At 69.8% G+C, this 17,829-nt stretch carries 17 protein-coding genes; 7 read left to right on the top strand and 10 right to left on the bottom strand.

Annotation, left to right across the window (positions count from 1 at the left end; all coding sequences use genetic code 11):
- Positions 1 to 146: 146 nt before the first annotated feature.
- Entirely contained in the window at positions 147 to 740 is a 594-nt protein-coding gene (locus NM1_RS18595) for a TIGR03086 family metal-binding protein (RefSeq protein ID WP_068021185.1), read from the bottom strand.
- 69 nt (positions 741 to 809) lie between these two features.
- Between NM1_RS18595 and NM1_RS18590 the strand changes: the two genes are divergently transcribed.
- Positions 810 to 1,268: a MarR family winged helix-turn-helix transcriptional regulator gene (locus tag NM1_RS18590; RefSeq protein WP_068021183.1), complete on the top strand. Its 459-nt coding sequence runs from the start codon at positions 810 to 812 to the stop codon at positions 1,266 to 1,268.
- 464 nt (positions 1,269 to 1,732) lie between these two features.
- Here NM1_RS18590 and NM1_RS18585 read toward each other — a convergent pair whose 3' ends face one another.
- From NM1_RS18585 to NM1_RS18565, 5 genes are all read right to left on the bottom strand, one after another.
- Complete coding sequence (locus NM1_RS18585; RefSeq protein WP_068021180.1) at positions 1,733 to 2,260, bottom strand: hypothetical protein; 528 nt, start codon at positions 2,258 to 2,260, stop codon at positions 1,733 to 1,735.
- Positions 2,261 to 2,669: 409 nt separating this feature from the next.
- Positions 2,670 to 3,389: a GNAT family N-acetyltransferase gene (locus tag NM1_RS18580; RefSeq protein WP_068021250.1), complete on the bottom strand. Its 720-nt coding sequence runs from the start codon at positions 3,387 to 3,389 to the stop codon at positions 2,670 to 2,672.
- Positions 3,390 to 3,534: 145 nt separating this feature from the next.
- On the bottom strand, positions 3,535 to 3,909 hold the full coding sequence (locus tag NM1_RS18575) for a nuclear transport factor 2 family protein (RefSeq protein ID WP_068021178.1): 375 nt from the start codon (positions 3,907 to 3,909) through the stop codon (positions 3,535 to 3,537).
- Positions 3,910 to 3,937: 28 nt separating this feature from the next.
- Complete coding sequence (gene fdhD / locus NM1_RS18570) at positions 3,938 to 4,792, bottom strand: formate dehydrogenase accessory sulfurtransferase FdhD (protein ID WP_068021176.1); 855 nt, start codon at positions 4,790 to 4,792, stop codon at positions 3,938 to 3,940.
- Between the two features lie 55 nt (positions 4,793 to 4,847).
- A complete protein-coding gene (locus NM1_RS18565; protein WP_068021173.1) occupies positions 4,848 to 7,145 on the bottom strand; it encodes an FdhF/YdeP family oxidoreductase in 2,298 nt (765 codons plus the stop codon).
- 239 nt (positions 7,146 to 7,384) lie between these two features.
- Between NM1_RS18565 and NM1_RS18560 the strand changes: the two genes are divergently transcribed.
- The gene (locus NM1_RS18560; protein ID WP_147288870.1) at positions 7,385 to 7,825 is read left to right on the top strand and encodes a hypothetical protein; all 441 of its coding nucleotides are present in this window, start codon (positions 7,385 to 7,387) and stop codon (positions 7,823 to 7,825) included.
- Positions 7,826 to 8,046: 221 nt separating this feature from the next.
- Entirely contained in the window at positions 8,047 to 8,976 is a 930-nt protein-coding gene (locus tag NM1_RS18555) for an RNA polymerase sigma-70 factor (RefSeq protein WP_068021169.1), read from the top strand.
- Positions 8,977 to 8,981: 5 nt separating this feature from the next.
- On the opposite strand, the gene NM1_RS18550 is transcribed toward NM1_RS18555, so the two are convergent.
- Complete coding sequence (locus NM1_RS18550) at positions 8,982 to 9,605, bottom strand: LysE family translocator (RefSeq protein ID WP_068021167.1); 624 nt, start codon at positions 9,603 to 9,605, stop codon at positions 8,982 to 8,984.
- Between the two features lie 110 nt (positions 9,606 to 9,715).
- On the opposite strand from NM1_RS18550, the gene NM1_RS18545 reads away from it, so the two are divergent.
- From NM1_RS18545 to NM1_RS18535, 3 genes are all read left to right on the top strand, one after another.
- Positions 9,716 to 10,168 (top strand): Lrp/AsnC family transcriptional regulator, encoded by a 453-nt coding sequence (locus tag NM1_RS18545; RefSeq protein ID WP_068021165.1) that lies wholly within the window; start codon positions 9,716 to 9,718, stop codon positions 10,166 to 10,168.
- Positions 10,169 to 10,286: 118 nt separating this feature from the next.
- On the top strand, positions 10,287 to 11,213 hold the full coding sequence (locus NM1_RS18540; protein ID WP_068021163.1) for an ABC transporter ATP-binding protein: 927 nt from the start codon (positions 10,287 to 10,289) through the stop codon (positions 11,211 to 11,213).
- Positions 11,213 to 12,061, top strand: a complete 849-nt coding sequence (locus NM1_RS18535) for an ABC transporter permease (protein WP_068021160.1) — start codon at positions 11,213 to 11,215, stop codon at positions 12,059 to 12,061. The genes NM1_RS18540 and NM1_RS18535 overlap by 1 nt, the downstream gene beginning before the upstream one ends.
- A 4-nt stretch (positions 12,062 to 12,065) precedes the next feature.
- Here the strand turns inward: NM1_RS18535 and NM1_RS18530 are convergent, their stop codons facing one another.
- Both NM1_RS18530 and NM1_RS18525 read right to left on the bottom strand, forming a co-directional pair.
- Positions 12,066 to 14,783, bottom strand: coding sequence for a helix-turn-helix transcriptional regulator (locus tag NM1_RS18530; RefSeq protein ID WP_068021157.1), 2,718 nt, complete (start codon positions 14,781 to 14,783; stop codon positions 12,066 to 12,068).
- A gap of 61 nt (positions 14,784 to 14,844) precedes the next feature.
- Positions 14,845 to 15,414 carry an NADPH-dependent FMN reductase gene (locus NM1_RS18525; protein ID WP_068021156.1) on the bottom strand — a complete coding sequence of 190 codons (570 nt, stop codon included), beginning with the start codon at positions 15,412 to 15,414 and terminating at the stop codon, positions 14,845 to 14,847.
- A gap of 205 nt (positions 15,415 to 15,619) precedes the next feature.
- Here NM1_RS18525 and NM1_RS18520 point away from each other — a divergent pair, with 205 nt between their 5' ends.
- Positions 15,620 to 16,240 carry an anthrone oxygenase family protein gene (locus tag NM1_RS18520; protein ID WP_084519755.1) on the top strand — a complete coding sequence of 207 codons (621 nt, stop codon included), beginning with the start codon at positions 15,620 to 15,622 and terminating at the stop codon, positions 16,238 to 16,240.
- A gap of 146 nt (positions 16,241 to 16,386) precedes the next feature.
- Here NM1_RS18520 and NM1_RS18515 read toward each other — a convergent pair whose 3' ends face one another.
- Positions 16,387 to 17,829 (bottom strand): MFS transporter, encoded by a 1,443-nt coding sequence (locus tag NM1_RS18515; protein WP_068021154.1) that lies wholly within the window; start codon positions 17,827 to 17,829, stop codon positions 16,387 to 16,389.

The raw sequence follows: 17,829 nt of genomic DNA, 5'->3' as shown, positions 1-17,829 counted from the left end.
TGAACTCGTCGCCGGCCATGCCGTGCCCGGGTCCACCGCGCCGAGGCGAGAGACGGGGCTCGGATCTCGCCATTGGCCGAATGCCGCCGCGCTCGTCCTCGAAACCGGCCGCGGGGCGGAAGAAGTGTGGCGCTGGACACACTAGATTACGGGGTCCAGTCGGGGGAGCGGCCGAGGGCGCGGAGGATGCGGTCGAGCGGGGTGTCGGTGTCGGCGGCCGGAAGTGCCCGCGCGAAGGGCGAACCGGGCTGCTCCCGCTGTTCGGTGTCGGGGACGCCGAGTGCGATCTCCAGTGCGGGTTCGGCCAGTTCGTCGTCGAGGACGTACGGCAGGTCGAGCGCGCGGGCCGCGTCCCAGCCGTGCACGACGTAGTCGATGAAGTGAAAGCCGATGGCCATGCTGCCGGGGGCGGTGAATCCCGGCCCGAACTCCGGCAGCTCGAGGGTCCGGTCCAGCGCGCCCGGTTCGGCGAAGGCGGCCACGACATCGGCGGCGGCCTCGGCGTAGGCCGCGGCCGGATCGTCGGCGAGCGGGCCGGTTTCCCACACCGTGAGGTCGGCGCCGTGGCCGCGGGCGGCCGCCGCGAATCCGCGGTGCTGAACCGTCATGTGGGCCAACAGGTCCGAGAGTTTCCAGGCGGCACAGGGGGTGGGCCGATCCAGGTCGGCGGGGGTCAGGTTGGCGACGATGTCGACGCTGTAGTTCACGGCGCGCCGGTGCGGTTCACGAATATCAGACATAAGCTTATCATAAGCTGATGCATATCGTATGTCCATGCTTATTATCTGGAACCGCGTAAATTTGTCCGCATGGCAAAGACGGAGCGTCCGGATCTGGCAGCGATGATCGCGCCGCTCGCCCGCGGCCTGATGGCGGCCGAGCGGCCGATCCTGGAATCGCACGGGGTGAGCATGTGGGCGTACTCGGTGCTGCTGGCGCTCGGGCGCGGACCCGCGCGGGGTCAGGGTGTGCTGGCGGAGGAGATCGGTGCGGACAAGACCCGCATCATTCCGATCCTCGACGATCTGCAGGAGCGCGGGCTGATCGAGCGGCGGCCCGATCCCGCGGATCGGCGGGCGAAATTGCTGGCCCTCACCCCCGAGGGCCGGGCCCTGGCCGACGCGGCCCAGGCCGACATCCAGGCCATGGAGGAAGGGCTGCTGGGTCGGCTGCCGGCCGCCGACCGTCGCGGCTTCCTCAACTCCCTCATCACCCTCGCCGCCCTGCCTCGCGAGGAGATCGCCGGCGGGGGCGTCACCTCTGCGTGACGGCGCCGGCTCCGGATCGGAATCGGTGACGGCCGGAGCACCGGCCGCGCCCGTGGACGGGGATCGCCATTGACCCCCCGTGGTTCGCCGTTGAACCTTTATCCCTTTGTCCGGAAATCGCCTGGGCGGCTTCACTTGTTACGACGGCTCCGTGCCCCCAAAATCATCGCCCCACACGAAAGAGCCGTGTGGGGATGGGTGAAGTGGCCGCGCGGGATCGGAGGATGTGGCCGTGCGGGATCGGGAGTAGCCACGGGCGGGGATCGGAGGAGTAGCCGCGCGGGATCGGAGGGTAGCCGCGCGGGATCGGAGGAGTGGCCGCGCAGGAATCGGAGGAGTGGCCGCGCGGGATCGGAGGGTAGCCGCGCGGGGCCGGAGGAGTGGCTGCGCGGGGCCGGACGAGTGGCTGTGCGGGATAGGGGAGGTAGCGGTGTGTGGGTCAGTGGCGGGGAGGCGCGTCGGGGTCAGTGGCGGCGGCGGAGGCGGATGGTCCAGGGGGCCGGGTCTCGGAGTTGGACGCGCTCGCGGGGGGCGGCGAGCATGGCGGCCAGGCCCACGGCGGGGAGTAGGGCGGAGCTGATGAGGCTGAGAGTGTAGCTGCCCGTGGACAATTCGGCGGGCTTGTGGGCGATGTGGTAGATGAGGTGCGGGACGCCGAATACGAGCCAGCCGAGTCCGGCGACGCGCGCCAGCAGGCTGTCGCCGAAGTAGAGGGCCGCCGCCGTCACCGCGGCCATCGCCAGGAAGAACGCGCCGACATCACCGGAGAGGTGGTGGTTGTAGGGTCCGTCGGCGGCGATCCAGTTCAGGCCGAGCCCCGGGAAGCTGCGATACCAGGCGGCGGGCGCGAAGATCGCCCACAGGCCGGTGACCGCGCCGATCACCGCCGCTACCCACAGCGAGATGTTCGTGATCAGCCACCGCCGCCGATTGACGTCCAACCGCATCCGCACCCGCAGGTTGTCGCCCGCCCGCTGCACCGAGATCCGCATCGGATCCTCCGTTCGCCCGCCCCATACCGGTTGCTGTCACGGTAAACCGGACATTCGGTGTGTACAAGGTGGATTCCGGCCAAAAGCACGCCGGAAATGAGGCGGGTGGTTGGCTCGTCGGAGTGAGGCGGGTGGTTGGCTCGTCGGAGTGAGGCGGGTGGTCGGCACGTCGGAGTGAGGCGGGTGGTCGGCACGTCGGAGTGAGGCGGGTGGTCGGCTCGCCGGAGTGAGGTGGGTGGTCGGCTCGTCGGAATGAGGCGGGTGGTCGGCACGTCGGAATGGGGCGGGTGGACGGCACGACGGAAGGATGGTGGGCAGTCGGGTGGGGGGCCGGATAGGTCTGGGAGTGCTGGTTCTACGTCCTTGTATTCCCGGCATGTTTGGCCGGGATCCTCTTCGCCAGCACGTATCAGTTGAGATCCGAGGGTGCTTGCACGATGGTGAGGGCGGAGCGCTGGCGCAGGGTGAAGCCCAGTGTTTCGTAGAGGCTGATCGCCGTCGTGTTGCGGGCGAGTGCGTGCAGGAACGGTGTCTCGCCGCGGGCCCGGATGCCCGCGCCGACCGCGCGGATCAGGCGCGAGGCGAGGCCGCGGCCACGGAATTCGGCGTCGGTGCAGACGGCGCTGATCTCGGTCCAGCCGGGCGGATGCATGCGTTCGCCCGCCATCGCCACCAACCGGCCGTCCACCCGCAGGCCCAGGTAGGTCCCCATCTCGATGGTCCGCGGCGCGTAGGGCCCGGGCTCGGTGCGGGCGATCAGCTCCAGGATCTCGGGTACGTCCGCGGCGGTGAGCACCTCGAACTCCGGGTCGTGGGCGACGCGCAGCCCGGTGCCGTCCATCTGCACCGACGGAAGTTTGTCCAGGACCGTCCAGCCGTCGGGCGGCACATGGTCGGGACCGCGCAGTCCGGTGCTGCCACCGGGTCCGAGGAGCGTGGCAAGATCGGCCCAGTCCTGCGCGTCCAGCACCGCCGGATGGCCGACGAACCGGGCGACCTCCGGGTCGTAGCGCCCGATCCGGCCCACCCAGCTCGCGAACCGGCGGTGTTCGCCACGCAGCGATCCCCGAACCGGGTCGTCGAGCGGGTGCAGCGAGGTATCGACATCAATGGCCGACTCGAGGGTCACGCGCACTCCTCCACAACATCATCCGACCAGGAGACATTAGCGAGGCGCACGACTTGTCGACACGGGTTGCGCTCACCGCGATTCGGAACCGCGGACCGCCGGAGCGAGCTCGAGACTCGCTGCGGCCCTGTGCGTTCCGTACGCGTCAGATCTTGTCGACCTGCATGTCGTCCGGACCCCAGTAGGCGCGCATACCGGTGATCCGGCCGTCGTCGTCGAATTCCATCACGTCGATCGGGGACAGCGTCATCCGGGAGCCACCCGCCTCCGTCACCAGCGTGAACGACACCGCGGCGTGGTTGCCGTTGATGCGGAGGGTGTGCAGTTCGGTCTTGCGCTGCACCTGTGCGAGCGCGTCGTAGAGCTCGCCGATGGCGGCGTGTCCGCGGCGGGGGTCGCTGCCGATCGGATCCTCGACGACGGCATCCGGGGCGTAGAGCGCCAGGATTTCCGCGGTCGGGCCGGTCTCGACCAGCTGTACGTACCGTTCGACCGCCTCGCGGATCTGCTGCGCTGCCATGGAAACTCCCGCCGAATTGAAACGTGTTCTAATCGCGCAGCGTAGCACCGTTCGACGCGGCGATGGAGTCACCCAGTCCCAGTCTGTGGGCGCCGGTGTAGATGTTCATCGTGTCGCCGCGCAGGAATCCGGCGAGGGTGAGGCCGGAGTCGGCGGCCAGGTCGACGGCCAGCGAGCTGGGGGCGGAGACGGCGCCGAGGACGGGGATGCCCGCCGTGACCGCCTTCTGCACCAGTTCGAAGGAGGCGCGGCCACTCACAACCAGGACGAGGTCGTGGGCGGGGATGCGGCCCTCGCGCAGCGCCCAGCCGATGACCTTGTCGACCGCGTTGTGCCTGCCGACATCCTCGCGCACCGCGAGCGCCGTGCCGTCGGTGGTGAACAGCCCGGCCGCGTGCAGGCCGCCGGTGGCGTCGAAAACCGTTTGGCGCGAGCGCAGTTCGTCCGGCAGCGCGGCGAGCACGTCGGGGTCGACGACCGGCCCGTCCGCGGGGAGGGGGAAGCGGGTGCGAGTGCGCACCTCGTCGAGGGCGGTCTTGCCGCACAGCCCGCAGGCGCTGGTGGTGAGGAAGCTGCGGGCGAGGATCGGTGTGGGCGTACGCAATTGGATGTCGAGCACGTTGTAGGTGTTGTGCCCGTTCTCATCGGTGCCCGCGCAGTAGCGGGCCGAGACGATGTCCTCGCGCGCGCCGATGATGTTCTCGCTCAACAGGAATCCGTGGGCGAGGTCGATATCGCCGCCCGGGGTGCGCATGGTGACGGTCAGCGACTGCCCGTCCACGCGTAGTTCCAGGGGTTCCTCGACCGCCAGCGTGTCCGGGCGCTGGGTACGCCCGGTAGGCGTGACGCGGATCGTCTTCCGTCGTGCGGTAACTCTGCTCACGAGGAAGCCCTCCTGCGGTTCTCGCTCACCGGAGAGGTGGGATTGCTGTGCAACATCATTCGGTACTGGGTTCCAGGCGGATGGTGACGGCTTTGGAGACCGGGGTATTGGACCGCTCGGCGACATGGTCCAAGGGGACGAGGGGATTGGTCTCGGGGTAGTAGGCGGCGGCATTGCCGCGGGGCGTGGAGTAGCCGACCAGGCGGAATCCGGTGACGCGGCGTTCGGTGCCGTCGGTCCATTCCGAGATCAGGTCCACCAGTTGGCCGTCCGCGAAGCCGAGGTCGGCGATGTCGTCCGGGTGTACCAGCACCACCTTGCGGCCGTGATGGATGCCGCGGTATCGGTCGTCGAGGCCGTAGATGGTGGTGTTGTACTGGTCGTGGCTGCGCAGGGTCTGCAGGATCAGGCGGCCCTCGGGCACCGGCAGCCAGCGCAGCTCGTTGACCGCGAAGTTGGCCTTGCCGGTCGCGGTGCGGAATTCGCGGGTGTCGCGCGGCGGGTGGGGCAGCTGGAAGCCGTTGCGCTGCCGCACCTTCGCGTTGTAGTCGGCGCAGCCGGGGACGACCCGGGAGATGGCGTCGCGGATGCGGTCGTAGTCGCGCCGGAACTCGTCCCAGGGCACCGGATGGTCGGATCCCAGCAGTTCCCGGGCGAGCTCGCACACGATGGCGACCTCGCTGCGCAGCTGCGGGCCGACGGGCTGCAACCGGCCCACCGACAGGTGCACCATCGACATCGAATCCTCCACGGACACACGCTGTTTGGCGCCGCTCGGCGACAGGTCCTCGTCGGTGCGGCCCAGGGTGGGGAGGATGAGCGCGGTGGCGCCGTGCACGACGTGACTGCGGTTGAGCTTGGTCGAGACGTGCACGGTCAGTTCGCAACTGCGCAGCGCGGCCTCGGTGACCGCGGTGTCGGGGGTGGCGGAGACGAAGTTGCCGCCCATGGCGAAGAACACCTTCGCCCGGCCGTCGCGCAGCGCGCGGATGGAGTCGACGGTGTCCCAGCCGTGCTCGCGGGGGCTGGTGATGCCGAATTCCGAATCCAGTGCGGCGAGGAAGGTTTCGGGCATCTGCTCCCAGATGCCCATGGTCCGGTCGCCCTGCACGTTGGAGTGGCCGCGCACCGGGCACACGCCCGCGCCCGGCTTGCCGATCATGCCGCGCAGCAACAGCAGGTTGGTGGCCTCCTCGATGGTGGGCACCCCGTGGCGCTGCTGGGTGAGGCCCATGGCCCAGCACACGATGGTGGCCTTCGATTCGGCGAGCAGCCGCGCGGTGCGCTCCAACTCGTCGCGGCTCAGCCCGGTGGCCTCCTCGACCACGGCCAGATCGACCGCGCGCAGCTGCTTTTCGTATTCGGCGAAGCCCGCGGTGTGGGTGTCGACGAAGGCACGGTCGACGACGGAGCCCGGGGCGCGGTCGTCGGCCTCCAGCAGCAGCCTGCCTAGGCCCTGGAACAGCGCCATATCCCCGCCGAGCCGGATCTGCAGGAAGTCGTCGGCGATGCGCTGGCCGGTGGTGTAGCCCTTGACCGTCTGCGGATCGCGGAAGCCGAGCAGCCCGGCCTCCGGCAGCGGGTTGATCGCGATGATCCGGGCGCCGTGCTTCTTGGCGTGCTGCAGCGAGCTGAGCATCCGCGGATGGTTGGTGCCGGGATTCTGCCCGGCGATGAGGATCAGGTCCGCCCGGGGGAAGTCGTCGATCGTCACCGAACCCTTGCCGATGCCGATGGAGCTGGTCAGCGCGGCGCCGGAGGATTCGTGGCACATGTTCGAGCAGTCCGGCAGATTGTTGGTGCCGAAGGACCGGGCCAGCAGCTGATACAGGAAGGCCGTCTCGTTGGCGGTGCGGCCGGAGGTGTAGAAGACGGCCTCGTCGGGAGAGGCCAGCCCGCGCAGCGACTCCGCGATCAGTCGGTAGGCGTCGTCCCAGGGGATGGGGGAGTAGTGGGTGTCGCCGGGGCGCAGCACCATCGGCTCGGTGATGCGGCCCTGCTGGCCGAGCCAGTAGCCGGACTTGGTCGCCAGCTCCGAAATCGGGTGGGCGGCAAAGAATTCGGGCGTCACGGTGCGCAGCGTGGCCTCTTCGGCGACCGCCTTGGCGCCGTTCTCGCAGAATTCGGCGACCCGGCGGGTGCCGGTCGGGTCGGGCCACGCGCAGCTGGGACAGTCGAAGCCGTCGCGCTGGTTGAGGCGGGCGAGGGTGCGGCCGGTGCGGACGAGACCCATCTCCTCGACGCCGCGCTCCAGCGCTACCGCCACGGCCGTCATGCCCGCGGCCTCGTGCTTCGGAGGTGTGACGCTGAGCTCGGCCTCGTCGATGTCGTGTGTCGGTGCCTTGCGGTGCATGGTCTCCCGTCCTCCCTGTCAACGCGTGCCACGGCTCATCCGGTCCGACCGGGCAGGTCCGGCGGTGCTGTTCGACAAATTCCGAGCCTACGCCGGACGGTTCGCGGGCCGCGGGAAGGCGCTCGGAGTTGGCGATGGACACAAACCTCGGCGATTCACCCCTCCCCGATGCCGATCTCGCGCGAGGATCAATGCTGCCGGGCCCATGCCCGGCGCACGGCGAACGAACAAGGATGGACATGAGAGAGCGCAGCGAAGTTCCGGCCACCCGGCGCCGGCGCGTCCGCGCCGCGGTGAGCGCGGGGCTACTGGGTACGGCAGCCGTCGTCGGCCTGGCGATGCCGCAGTCGGCGCAGGCCTCGGTCACCCGGCTGGGCGCCACACCGGATATGGCGTTCGGGATGGCGACCAACTACGGCACGGGCTGCCACTACACGCTGCAGGCCTTCGTGGACGATCCGTCCGCGCCGGTCACCTTCTTCGACAACGGCGTTCCGGTCGGCCGCATCAAGCCGGTCGGCGGCTACGCCCTGAGCGGATGGGTGCCCGCCACCCAGGGCCCGCATCTCCTCACCGCCGTCCAGGACGGCCAGCCCGCCGAACTGCCCCCGGCGAGCCTGGCCCTGCGCGTCGGCCTCGGCGTGCACCTCGGTTACGGCTGCAACGTCTTCGGCGGGTAGTGACCTGGCCCACCGGCTGTCACAGCGATCGGTCGCGCGGTGTCTTCAGGTCGAACACCTGAAGAAGGAGAACCTCATGAACATCGCGCTGTGGATCGCCACCGCCTCTACCGCCCGAGGTCGCTTCGTCCTCGAGCCGCGGGGCTGAGCCGGATGCGTCGCCGGGAGGTGTGTCGTGTTGGATCGAACGACCACCGACGAAAGGACCTTGCCGTGCAGGCATGCTCGAACGCCGACGGCGATCAGGGCCGGGAGGGCGAGTCGTGAGCGCCGATCCCGCGACCGAGGTCTTCGTTTCGTATCGCAATCTGCTGTTCACCGTCGCCTACGAGATGCTCGGCTCGGCGTCGGACGCCGAGGACGTGCTGCAGGAGACCTGGCTGCGGTGGTCCGAGGTGGACCTGGCGCGGGTGAGCGACCAGCGCGCCTACCTGGTCCGGATCACCACCAGGCAGGCGCTCAACCGTTTGCGGACCATGAAGCGGCGCAAGGAGTCCTACGTCGGTCAGTGGCTGCCCGAGCCGATGCTCACCGCGCCGGATGTGGCCGACGACGTCGAGCTGGCCGAGAGCGTGTCGATGGCGCTGATGCTCGTCCTCGAGACGCTCGCGCCGACCGAACGCGCCGTATTCGTGCTGCGCGAGGTCTTCGACGTGAGCTACGAGGAGATCGCGGCCGCCGTCGACAAGAGCACCGCGGCCGTCCGGCAGATCGCGCACCGCGCCCGGCAGCACGTCGATGCCCGCCGGTCGCGGGCGGTCGTCTCGCCGAGCGAGACCCGGGCGGCGCTGGAGTCGTTCCGCCGGGCGCTGGAAACCGGGGACCCGCAGGGGCTGCTCGACGTGCTCGCCCCGGAGGTCGTCCTGGTCAGTGACGGCGGCGGCGTAAAACAGGCCCTGCTGCGGCCGGTCAGCGGCGCCGAGCGGGTGGCCCGCCTGCTCACCCGCGGTCCCGCCAAGTTCGCCGTCTCCTTCACGACCGAACTCGCGGTGGCCAACGGCAGTCCGGCGCTGGTGGTGCGCCTCGACGGCGAGATCGACGGGGTCATCACGGTCGGCATGGAGGGCGACCGCATCACCGGCCTCTACTTCGTCCGCAACCCCCAGAAGCTGACCCACGTCGAGAGCGCGGTCTCGCTCACCCGGCGCTGAGGCGCTCAGTGGAAGCGTTCGAGCAGGAGCAGCAGTCCCACGAGGATCATGGCGGCACCGGAGATCCGCGAGATCGTCCGTGCCGCCGCGGGCCCGGCCGACAGGACCGTGCGGGCGCCGAAACCCATGACCGTGTAGAAGATTCCGCAGGTGGCGACGAAGACCAGGCCGAGGGCGGCCAGCTGCGCCGGGAGCGGCCAGCGGCCGTGCGGATCGGTGAACTGCGGCAGCATGGCCAGAAAGACCAACAGTCCCTTGGGGTTCAGGCCGCTCACACCGACCCCGGCGAGGACGCGGCGTAGCGGGGCGGAGGCATCGGTTCCGGGTTGTCCGGAAACCGGCTGCAGGGCACCGGGTTTGCGCAGCACCGACACACCCAGCCAGACCAGGTAGCCCGCACCCGCGAGAGTGAGCCCCGTGAGCAGCGGAGCCGAACGACCTACGGCCGCACCGACTCCCGCGGCCACCAGGATGGTGAGTCCCAGATAGCCGAGCAGCAGTCCCGCGACGGCCGGGATCACTCGCCGATCGCGGGCACCGGACGCCAGCACGAATGCCCAATCGGGCCCGGGAACGACGATGAGCAGGAACGTCACTCCCCAGAAGCCCAGCAGCAGATCGGGATTCACGGACGTGTCCTTTCGGCGCGAGGACGATGTAGTCGAAGCTATTCCCGATGCCGCCGAATGTGGTTCCGAATCTTGCCCGTCAGTGCGTGGCGCGTGGAAGATTCTCGCCCATGGATGCCGTGGACCGGAAGATTCTTGCCGAGCTGCAGCGCAATGGGCGGCTCAGCATCACCGACCTGGCCGCCCGGGTCGGCCTGAGCGTGTCGCCGACCCACCGGCGCCTGCGGGAACTGGAGGGCGACGGCGTGATTCGCGGTTATCGCGCGCTCGTCGATCCCGACGCGCTGGGGCTGAGTTTCGAGGCGCTGGTGTTCGTGACGATGCGGCAGGAGGACCGCGACACCCTGCTCGCCTTCGAGGACGCCCTCGCCGCGGTCCCCAATGTGCTGCAGGCGCAACGACTGTTCGGCGATCCGGACTATCTCGTGCGCGTCCGGACCCGCGACCTGGCGGCCTACGCGGAACTCGAGGACAACGTCCTCGCGGCGCTACCCGGCGTGCAGCGCCTGAACTCCACGCTGGTCATGAAGCAGGTCGTCACCGACCGCCCGATTCCGACCTGAGCGGGTCGGATGGATAACTAAGCAACTCGCGTTGACTAGGAGAATTTAGTCAACTACGGTTGCTTGTGCTGCGCGCGCACGCATCCACACTGTTTGGCCGAGAACGAAGGATGAGCGGATGGCGACAAACGATCAAGCCGTACTGCAGGTCGACGGGCTACGAATGCGGTACGGCTCGAACGACGTCCTGCACGATGTGAGCTTCCGGGTGGACGAGGGGGAAGTGGTGGCGATGCTCGGGCCGAACGGCGCCGGGAAGACCACCACCATCGAGATTCTGGAGGGCTTTCGCATGCGGTCGGCCGGTCGTGTCACCGTCCTCGGCGCCGACCCGGCGCACGGCGACGAGCACTGGCGGGCGCGAGTCGGCGTCGTCCTGCAGTCCTGGCGAGATCACGGCAAATGGCGAGTGCGCGAACTACTTTCGCACCTCGGGTCCTACTACACCGGCCACTCCACCGACCTGATTCGACGCCCATGGGACGTGGACGATCTCATCGCCGCGGTCGGTCTCACCGAGCACGCGGACAAGAAGGTCAGGATGCTCTCGGGCGGGCAGCGCCGGCGGCTGGACGTGGCGATCGGCCTGGTCGGGCGCCCCGAACTGCTGTTCCTCGACGAACCCACGGTGGGATTCGATCCGGAGGCCCGGCGCGAATTCCACGACCTCATACAGGAACTCGCGAGTTCCGGCGGGACGGCGATCCTGCTCACGACGCACGACCTGGTCGAGGCCGAGAAACTCGCCGACCGCATCGTGATCCTGAACGGCGGGCGGATCGTCGCGGACGGCACCGCGGCGGAGCTGGCGCATCAGATCGCGGGCGCCGACGAGGTGCGCTGGGCCCTCGACGGGCGGCACTTCACACGGTCCACCCCCGATTCGACCCGATTCGCCTTCGATCTGTTCCGGCAGCACGGCGAGGCGGTGACCGAACTCGAGATCCACCGGTCCTCGCTGGAGGACACCTATCTGTCGCTCGTGCGCCGAGCCGAATCCGGACCGCGCGCGGAGTCGGCACACCAGCTCGGCAAGGTGGCCTGATGAACCCGATCGCCACGGCCCTGCGCACCGGCTGGTCCCGCGGGGTGATCGAGCTGCGGCAGTCGGTCACCAACGGTGCGGACCTGTTCAATCATTTCTTCTGGCCGGTGCTGATGCTGATCACCCTGTTCTTCCTGCGCGATGTGTCGTTCCGGCAGAGCGACTTCACGCTCGGCACCATCGTCCTGCCGAGCATTCTCGGCATGAACGCCTCGATGGCCATGGTCACCATGAGCCAGCTGCTTACCGCCGACCGCGAGGACGGAACGCTGTTGCGGGCGAAGGCGACACCGCACGGCATGCCGGGGTATCTGGTCGGCAAGATCATCTCGGTGTCCGGCGGGCTGCTCATCGACCTCGCGATCTTCCTGGTCCCCGGCCTGTTCATCATCTCCGGCCTCACGATCGGCGGGCCCGGCTCGTGGCTGACCCTGACCTGGGTGCTCGCCCTCGGCCTGGCCGCCACATTGCCGCTCGGGGCCATCCTCGGATCGGTGTTCACCAGCGCACGCAGCCAGGGAATTCTGACGCTGCCGATCCTCGGCATGATCGCGATCTCCGGAATCTTCTACCCCCTCACGGCAATGCCGGAATGGGTGCAGTGGATCGCCCAGATCGGCCCGATCTACTGGCTCGGCCTCGGGATGCGCTCGGCGCTGCTCCCCGACGGCGCGGTCGACCTCGAGATCGGCGAGTCCTGGCGGCACCTGGAGACGATCGGTGTGCTCGGAGCCTGGGCCGTCGTCGGGATGATCGTGGCGCCGATGGTGTTGCGCCGCATGGCCCGCCGGGAGGCGGGGTCGAAGCTGGCCGAGCGCCGCGAGAAGGCGCTGCAGCGGGTCGGCTGACCGCTCAGGCGTTGCCGCGGAATACCGCCGCCAGTTCGCGGCGCGAGGTGATACCGAGTTTCGGGTAGGCGTTGGAGAGGTGGTAGCCGACGGTGCGGGGGCTCAGGAACAGCTGGGCGCCGATGTCCTTGTTGGACAGCCCCGTTGCGGCCAGCTGCGCGGTCTGCAGCTCCTGGGGTGTGAGGCGGTTCAGGACGTCCCCGGCAGAGTTGGTGGCCCGGGTCTCACCGGTCGCGCGCAGTTCGCCCTCGGCGCGGTCGGCCCACGGCGCGGCGCCGAGCTGCCGGAAGGTCTCGGCGGCCACCCGCAGGTGACTGCGGGCGTCGGCGCGGCGTTGCACGCGGCGCAGCCACTCGCCGTACAGGAGTTCGGTCCGGGCCCGGTCGAAGCCGAAGTCCGCGATGGTGTGGTGCAGCTCGAGCGCTGTGGCGTAATGGGTTTCGGCGGTGTCGTCGTCGGCCAGCAGGGCCGCGCACCGGTGGGCGAGCGCCCGCGACCAGGGCCGGTCGACGTGCTCGCTCCAGGTGCGGTACCAGTCGAAGGCGGTTCGTGCCTCGTCCGGGCGACCGGTCCGGTGCGCCGCCTCGACCAGGTCGGGGATGGCGGCGATGGCGCCGTGCCGATTGTGACCGGCCAGCAGGGCGGTGAGCCGGTCCACGGCGGCGTCGGGGCGACCGAGTCCGAGATCCAGCAGGCTCAGCGCGGTGGCGGCGTGGATATTGGCCGGGGCGACGTCGCGGGCCAGCGGTTCCGCCGTGAGCGCCAGGCAGCCGGACTCGTCACCGCGCGCCGCGGCCACCATCGCCAGCGTGGCCGATTGATTGATGTGGATGATGCGCTGCCCGGTCTCGGCGGCCAGCCGGCGGCCCTCGGTGGCCGTCGCGGCGGCCGAGGTGAAACGGCCCAGAATGAACTCCGCGCGGGCCTGCACCCACAGCGCCCGGGTCAGGACGCCGACCGCGCCGCGGCGGCGGCATTCGTCGGCCAGCGCCGCGGACAGGTTGCGCGTGGTGGTGAAGTCGGCGATCAGCAGATGCCGATAGGCCAGGGTCGCGCGCTCGCGTAGTCGATCGGGGTCCAGTCCGTCCAGCAGGTAGCGCAGTGCGGTGATGCCCCGGGCCGACCCGTCGCCGAGTCCCGGATTGGTACCCGCGACGAATTCGGCCAGCGCCCGGACGCGATCGGCGCCCGGCAGCCCCCACTGTTCCGCGCGCTCCGCGGTGTGTTCGACGGCAGGCAGGTCACCGGCGGCGAAGGCGGCGTCCGCCGCCTGGAACAGCAACTGCCCGGCCGCGGCCGGATTCTGGGTGGCAACGAACGACGCTGCGGCACCGAGTGATCGGTAGGCGGCCTGCGGCCGGTCCTGTTCCCGGGCGACCTCGGCCTGCACGCCGGTGAGCTCGGCCAGCATCGCCGGGTCGGTGGTCAGCGCCGTCGCCTGATCGGCCAGCGTTCCCGCATGGTCGAGATCGCCGAGGTCGATTGCCGCGGCGGCCGCGGCGGCGAGGCGGCGACAGCGGTCGGTGGGAGCGGGGCTGAGCTCGGCGGCGCGCCGATAGGCGGCGGTGGCCTCGGCGAGGCCACCGCGCGTGTGGGAGCGGCGAGCCGTGTCGTCGAGCGCGGCGGCGACCTGTTCGTCGGGTTCGGTGGCGGCCGCGGCCAGGTGCCAGGCGCGGCGGTCGGCATTGCCGCCGTCGAGCTGGGCGGCGAGGACACCGTGTGCGGCGCGGCGCTGGGCGGGGGCGGCGATATCGTAGGCGGCGGCGCGAATGAGCGGGTGGCCGAAGGTGATTCGCCCGTCCTGCAGCCGGAGCAGTCCGGCCTCCTCGGCGAGGTCCTGATCGGTCCGCCCGGCGCCGATCGCCGCGGCGGCGGCCAGGACCACCGTGGGATCCGCGGTGTCGTCGGCGGCGGTGACGAGCAGGAAATCCTGGGTCGAACGCGGCAGTGCGGCGATGCGGTCCGCGAAGGCCCGCTGAATCCGGTGCGGCGTGGACGATTTCGCGCTGGTGAACGGCGAGGAGTACATCTGGTCGGTGCGCTGCAGAGACGGAAGTACCTGCAGCGCAAGTGGATTCCCCTTCGACTCGCGCAGTGTCCACTGCACCACGGCGGCCGGTAGGTCCGCATGGCGAGCACCGAGCAACGCCGCCGCCGCATCGGGTTCCAGTCCGCACAGCGCCAGCTGGGCGCCGGGCAGTTCGTGCAGTTCGGGGAGCAGATCGTCGCGGACGGCGAAGAGCAGCACCAGTGGTTCGGCGTCGAGGCGGCGCGCGGCGAACAGCAGGGCTTCCAGCGAGGCCCGGTCCAGCCACTGCGCATCGTCGATCACGCAGAGCAGCGGCCGGTCGTCTGCCAGGTCGGCCAGCAGGGCCAGCACCGCCGCGCCGACCAGGAACCGATTGGCCTGTCCGGACGCCCCGGTGTCGAGCGCCGTGCGCAACGCCTCGGCCTGAGCCTCGGGGACCGCGTCCAGGCGCTCCCGCTCCCGGCCGAGCAGCAGGTGCAGCCCGGCGTAGGCCAGCTCGCTCTCGGCCTCGGTACCCGTCACCCGCAGCACTCGATACCCCTGGTCGGCCGCGGTGGCCGCCGCCCGGTCCAGCAGCTGCGACTTCCCGATCCCCGCCTCACCCCGGACCACCGCGGTGGCGGCACGGCCTCCCGGTGCCCGGTTGAGCAACTCCTCCAGTTCGGCGACTTCCTGGGCGCGACCGTAGAACACGTATCGACTCTATGCGCCGCGTTCGACGCCGCCGCGCGGTGCTCGACGCCGAGGGCTTCCGTCAGCCCACGTAGGGGCGGGTCGCGCGGGCGTCGCGCAGCGTGTGCGCCCACCACACCAGCTGATCGAGCATGCCCTTGGCCGCGCCCTCGGCGCCGCCGTCGAGCAGGGCGCCGTCGTCGCCGAACTTGTCCCAGGCGTTGTGGAAGCTGACGGTGTCACGCACCGTGGTCGCGTGCAGTTCCGCGAACACCAGGCGCAGCTGCTCGACGGCGCGCAGTCCGCCGCCCATGCCGCCGTAGGACACGAAGCCGACCGGCTTGGCCTGCCACTGGGTGTAGTGCCAGTCGATCAGCGCCTTCAGCGAGGCCGGGAAGCTGTGGTTGTACTCGGGGGTGACGACGACGAAGGCGTCGGCGGCATCGAGCCGGCGGGTCACCTCGTCCATCGCGGGATCGGGCCGCTGGCTCAGCACCGGCGGGAGCGGATGGTCGGCCAGGTCGATGTGGTCGACCTCGAGTTCCGCGTGACCGCTGGCGTGCGCGGCGAACCAGGTACCCACGGTCGGGCCGAAGCGGCCGTCGCGGATGCTCGCGGTGAGCACGGCCAGGCGCAGGGGATTTTCGGACATTTCGGTCTCCTTCTCGGTCGGATCGGCCGAGAAGAACGCTAGATTCGACCGACCGGGCCGCGCCTCTGTCGAATGACCAGGTTGCGTCGTCCTGCGCCGGGATCTTGACACCACTTCAATTGTAGTACTACGTTTAAACCACTACACATAGAGTGTATGGTGGCGCGCCCGAGGGTGTGGTCGCCTCCTGGAAAGGACGACAACCTTGAAACTCCTTCAGACGAGCACGCTGCTGGCCGCCATCGTCTCGACCGGGCTCATGGCCGGGCTGTTCGCGGGGTTCGCCTACGCGGTCATGCCCGGCCTGGGCCGCTCGTCGGACCGGACGTTCGTCGAGGCGATGCAGGGCATCAACAAGGCCATCATCAATCCGGCCTTCATGATCCCCTTCATGGGTTCGATTCCTCTCCTGGCGCTGGCCGCATTCCTGGCCTGGCGTGGATACGGTCGGCCCACGCTGCCCTGGCTCATCGCCGCGCTGGTGCTGTACCTGGTGGCCTTCGTGGTGACCAGCGCCGCCAACGTCCCGTTGAACGATCAGCTCGCCGCGGCGGGGGATCCGAGCCAGGCGGACCCGCAGGCGATTCGCGACGCCTTCGAGACCAAGTGGGTGGTCTGGAACGTCGTCCGGGCGCTCCTGCACACGGCCGCGTTCGCCTGCCTGGCCTGGGCGCTGATCGTGTACGGCGCGCACCGGCTGGCCGCGAGCAATGTGGCGGCCGGTGGTCTATCGGTCTCGGCGGCACCCGCGGGATGGCAGCAGACCACGGGCGATCGATTCCACCACCGTGTTCCCGGCCCGGGCGCGCCCGGTCAATGGCGATGACTGGGCAGCTCGAGACAGAACGCATGCTGGTGCCGGGCTTTCCGGCAGCTTCGAATTCCGTGTGATAGCCGTTGCGCCCGAATACGCTGCGTCGCATTCTGTTCGACGCAGCGTATTCGCGCATTGCGGATGGGAATCGGCTGAGCTCAGCCGACCGTCGCAGGCTCCGTGTTCGCTGTCTGATCGGCGGATTTCGTTGCCGTGGTGTGGCTTTCGGGGCGAAGTCCGAACACCGCAGCGAGAATCGTTGCGGCACAGGCGCCCGCGCCGACCCAGAAGGCGACCGTGAACTGACCCTCCTGCGGGATCGGCAGGTGCGGAAGCAGTTTCGCGGTGAGCAGGGTGGTGATGATGGCGCTGCCCAGCGAGCTGCCGACGGTGCGGGAGATGGAGTTGATGCCGTTGGCGATGCCGCTCTGGTGATGCGGGACCGCACCGGCGATGAGGGCGGGCATGGCCGCGTAGGCCAGGCTGATCGCCGCGCCGACCACCACGCCGCCCCAGATCACCGAGGCGGTCGCGTCGTGGGCGAGCGCCAGCCAGGCGAAGCCCGCGAGCCCGACCAGCCCGGCCAGCGCGAGTACCCAGCGCCCGCCGAACCGCCCGACCAGGATGCCGCCGAGCGGGGCCGCGGCCATCGACGCGAGCGCGGTGGGCAGCAGATACTCCACGGAGGCGCGCAGGATCGACGCCTCGAATCCGTACCCGGCCAGGTGCTTCGGCATCTGGGCCAGATACGAGATGCCCATGAACAGCAGGAACATCGAGAAGCCGACGAACATGCCGGCCAGGTTGGTGAACAGGACCGGGCGGTGGGTGAACATCTTCAGGTCCACCAGCGGTGCCGCAACCTTGCGCTCGGTGACCACCCACGCCACCGCGAGCACGGCCGACCCGGCGAAGCAGCCCAGCGTGGCGGCCGACGTCCAGCCCCACTCGTGACCCTGCGAGATCGGCAGCAGCAGCAGAATCAGGAAGCCGCCCAGCGTGATCGCGCCGGGCAGGTCCACGCTGCCCGGATGCCGCTTCCCGGTGGCGGGCACCGCGACGACGGCCGCGATCAGGGCCAGCACCGCCAGCCCGGCGGTGAACCAGAACACGACGTGGTAGTCGGGATCGGCGCCCTTGGTCAGCAGGCCGGTCGCCACCAGGCCGAGGCCGCCGCCGAAGCCCAGCGTGCCGCTCACGATCGCCATCGCGTGGTGCAGGCGTGCGGCGGGGACCTCCTCGCGCAGCATCGCCAGCGCCAGCGGGAAGATCGCCGTCGCGACGCCCTGCAGGGTCCGGCCGACCAGCAGCACGCCCAGCGAATCGGCCAGCGCCGACACCGTCGAGCCGACGGCGGCCACCACCAGCACCGCCAGCAGCGTGGGCTTCTTGCCGTACAGGTCGCCGATGCGGCCCAGCAGCGGTGTGCACACTGCCGCCGACAGCAGCGTCGCCGTGGTCACCCAGCTCACCGAGGTCGTGGACACCTGCAGGTCGGTGGCGATCAGACCCAGGATCGGGACCGCCTGGGTCTGCATCACCGTCACGATCATCGCCGCGAATGCCAGGACGCCGGTCAGCAGCGAGCCCTTTCGCTCCAT

It is taken from the genome of Nocardia mexicana NBRC 108244, from assembly GCF_001613165.1.
Classification (GTDB): domain Bacteria; phylum Actinomycetota; class Actinomycetes; order Mycobacteriales; family Mycobacteriaceae; genus Nocardia; species Nocardia mexicana.
The sequence above is the reverse complement of the archived record's forward strand: the minus strand, read 5'-3'. Positions and strand labels throughout refer to the sequence as shown.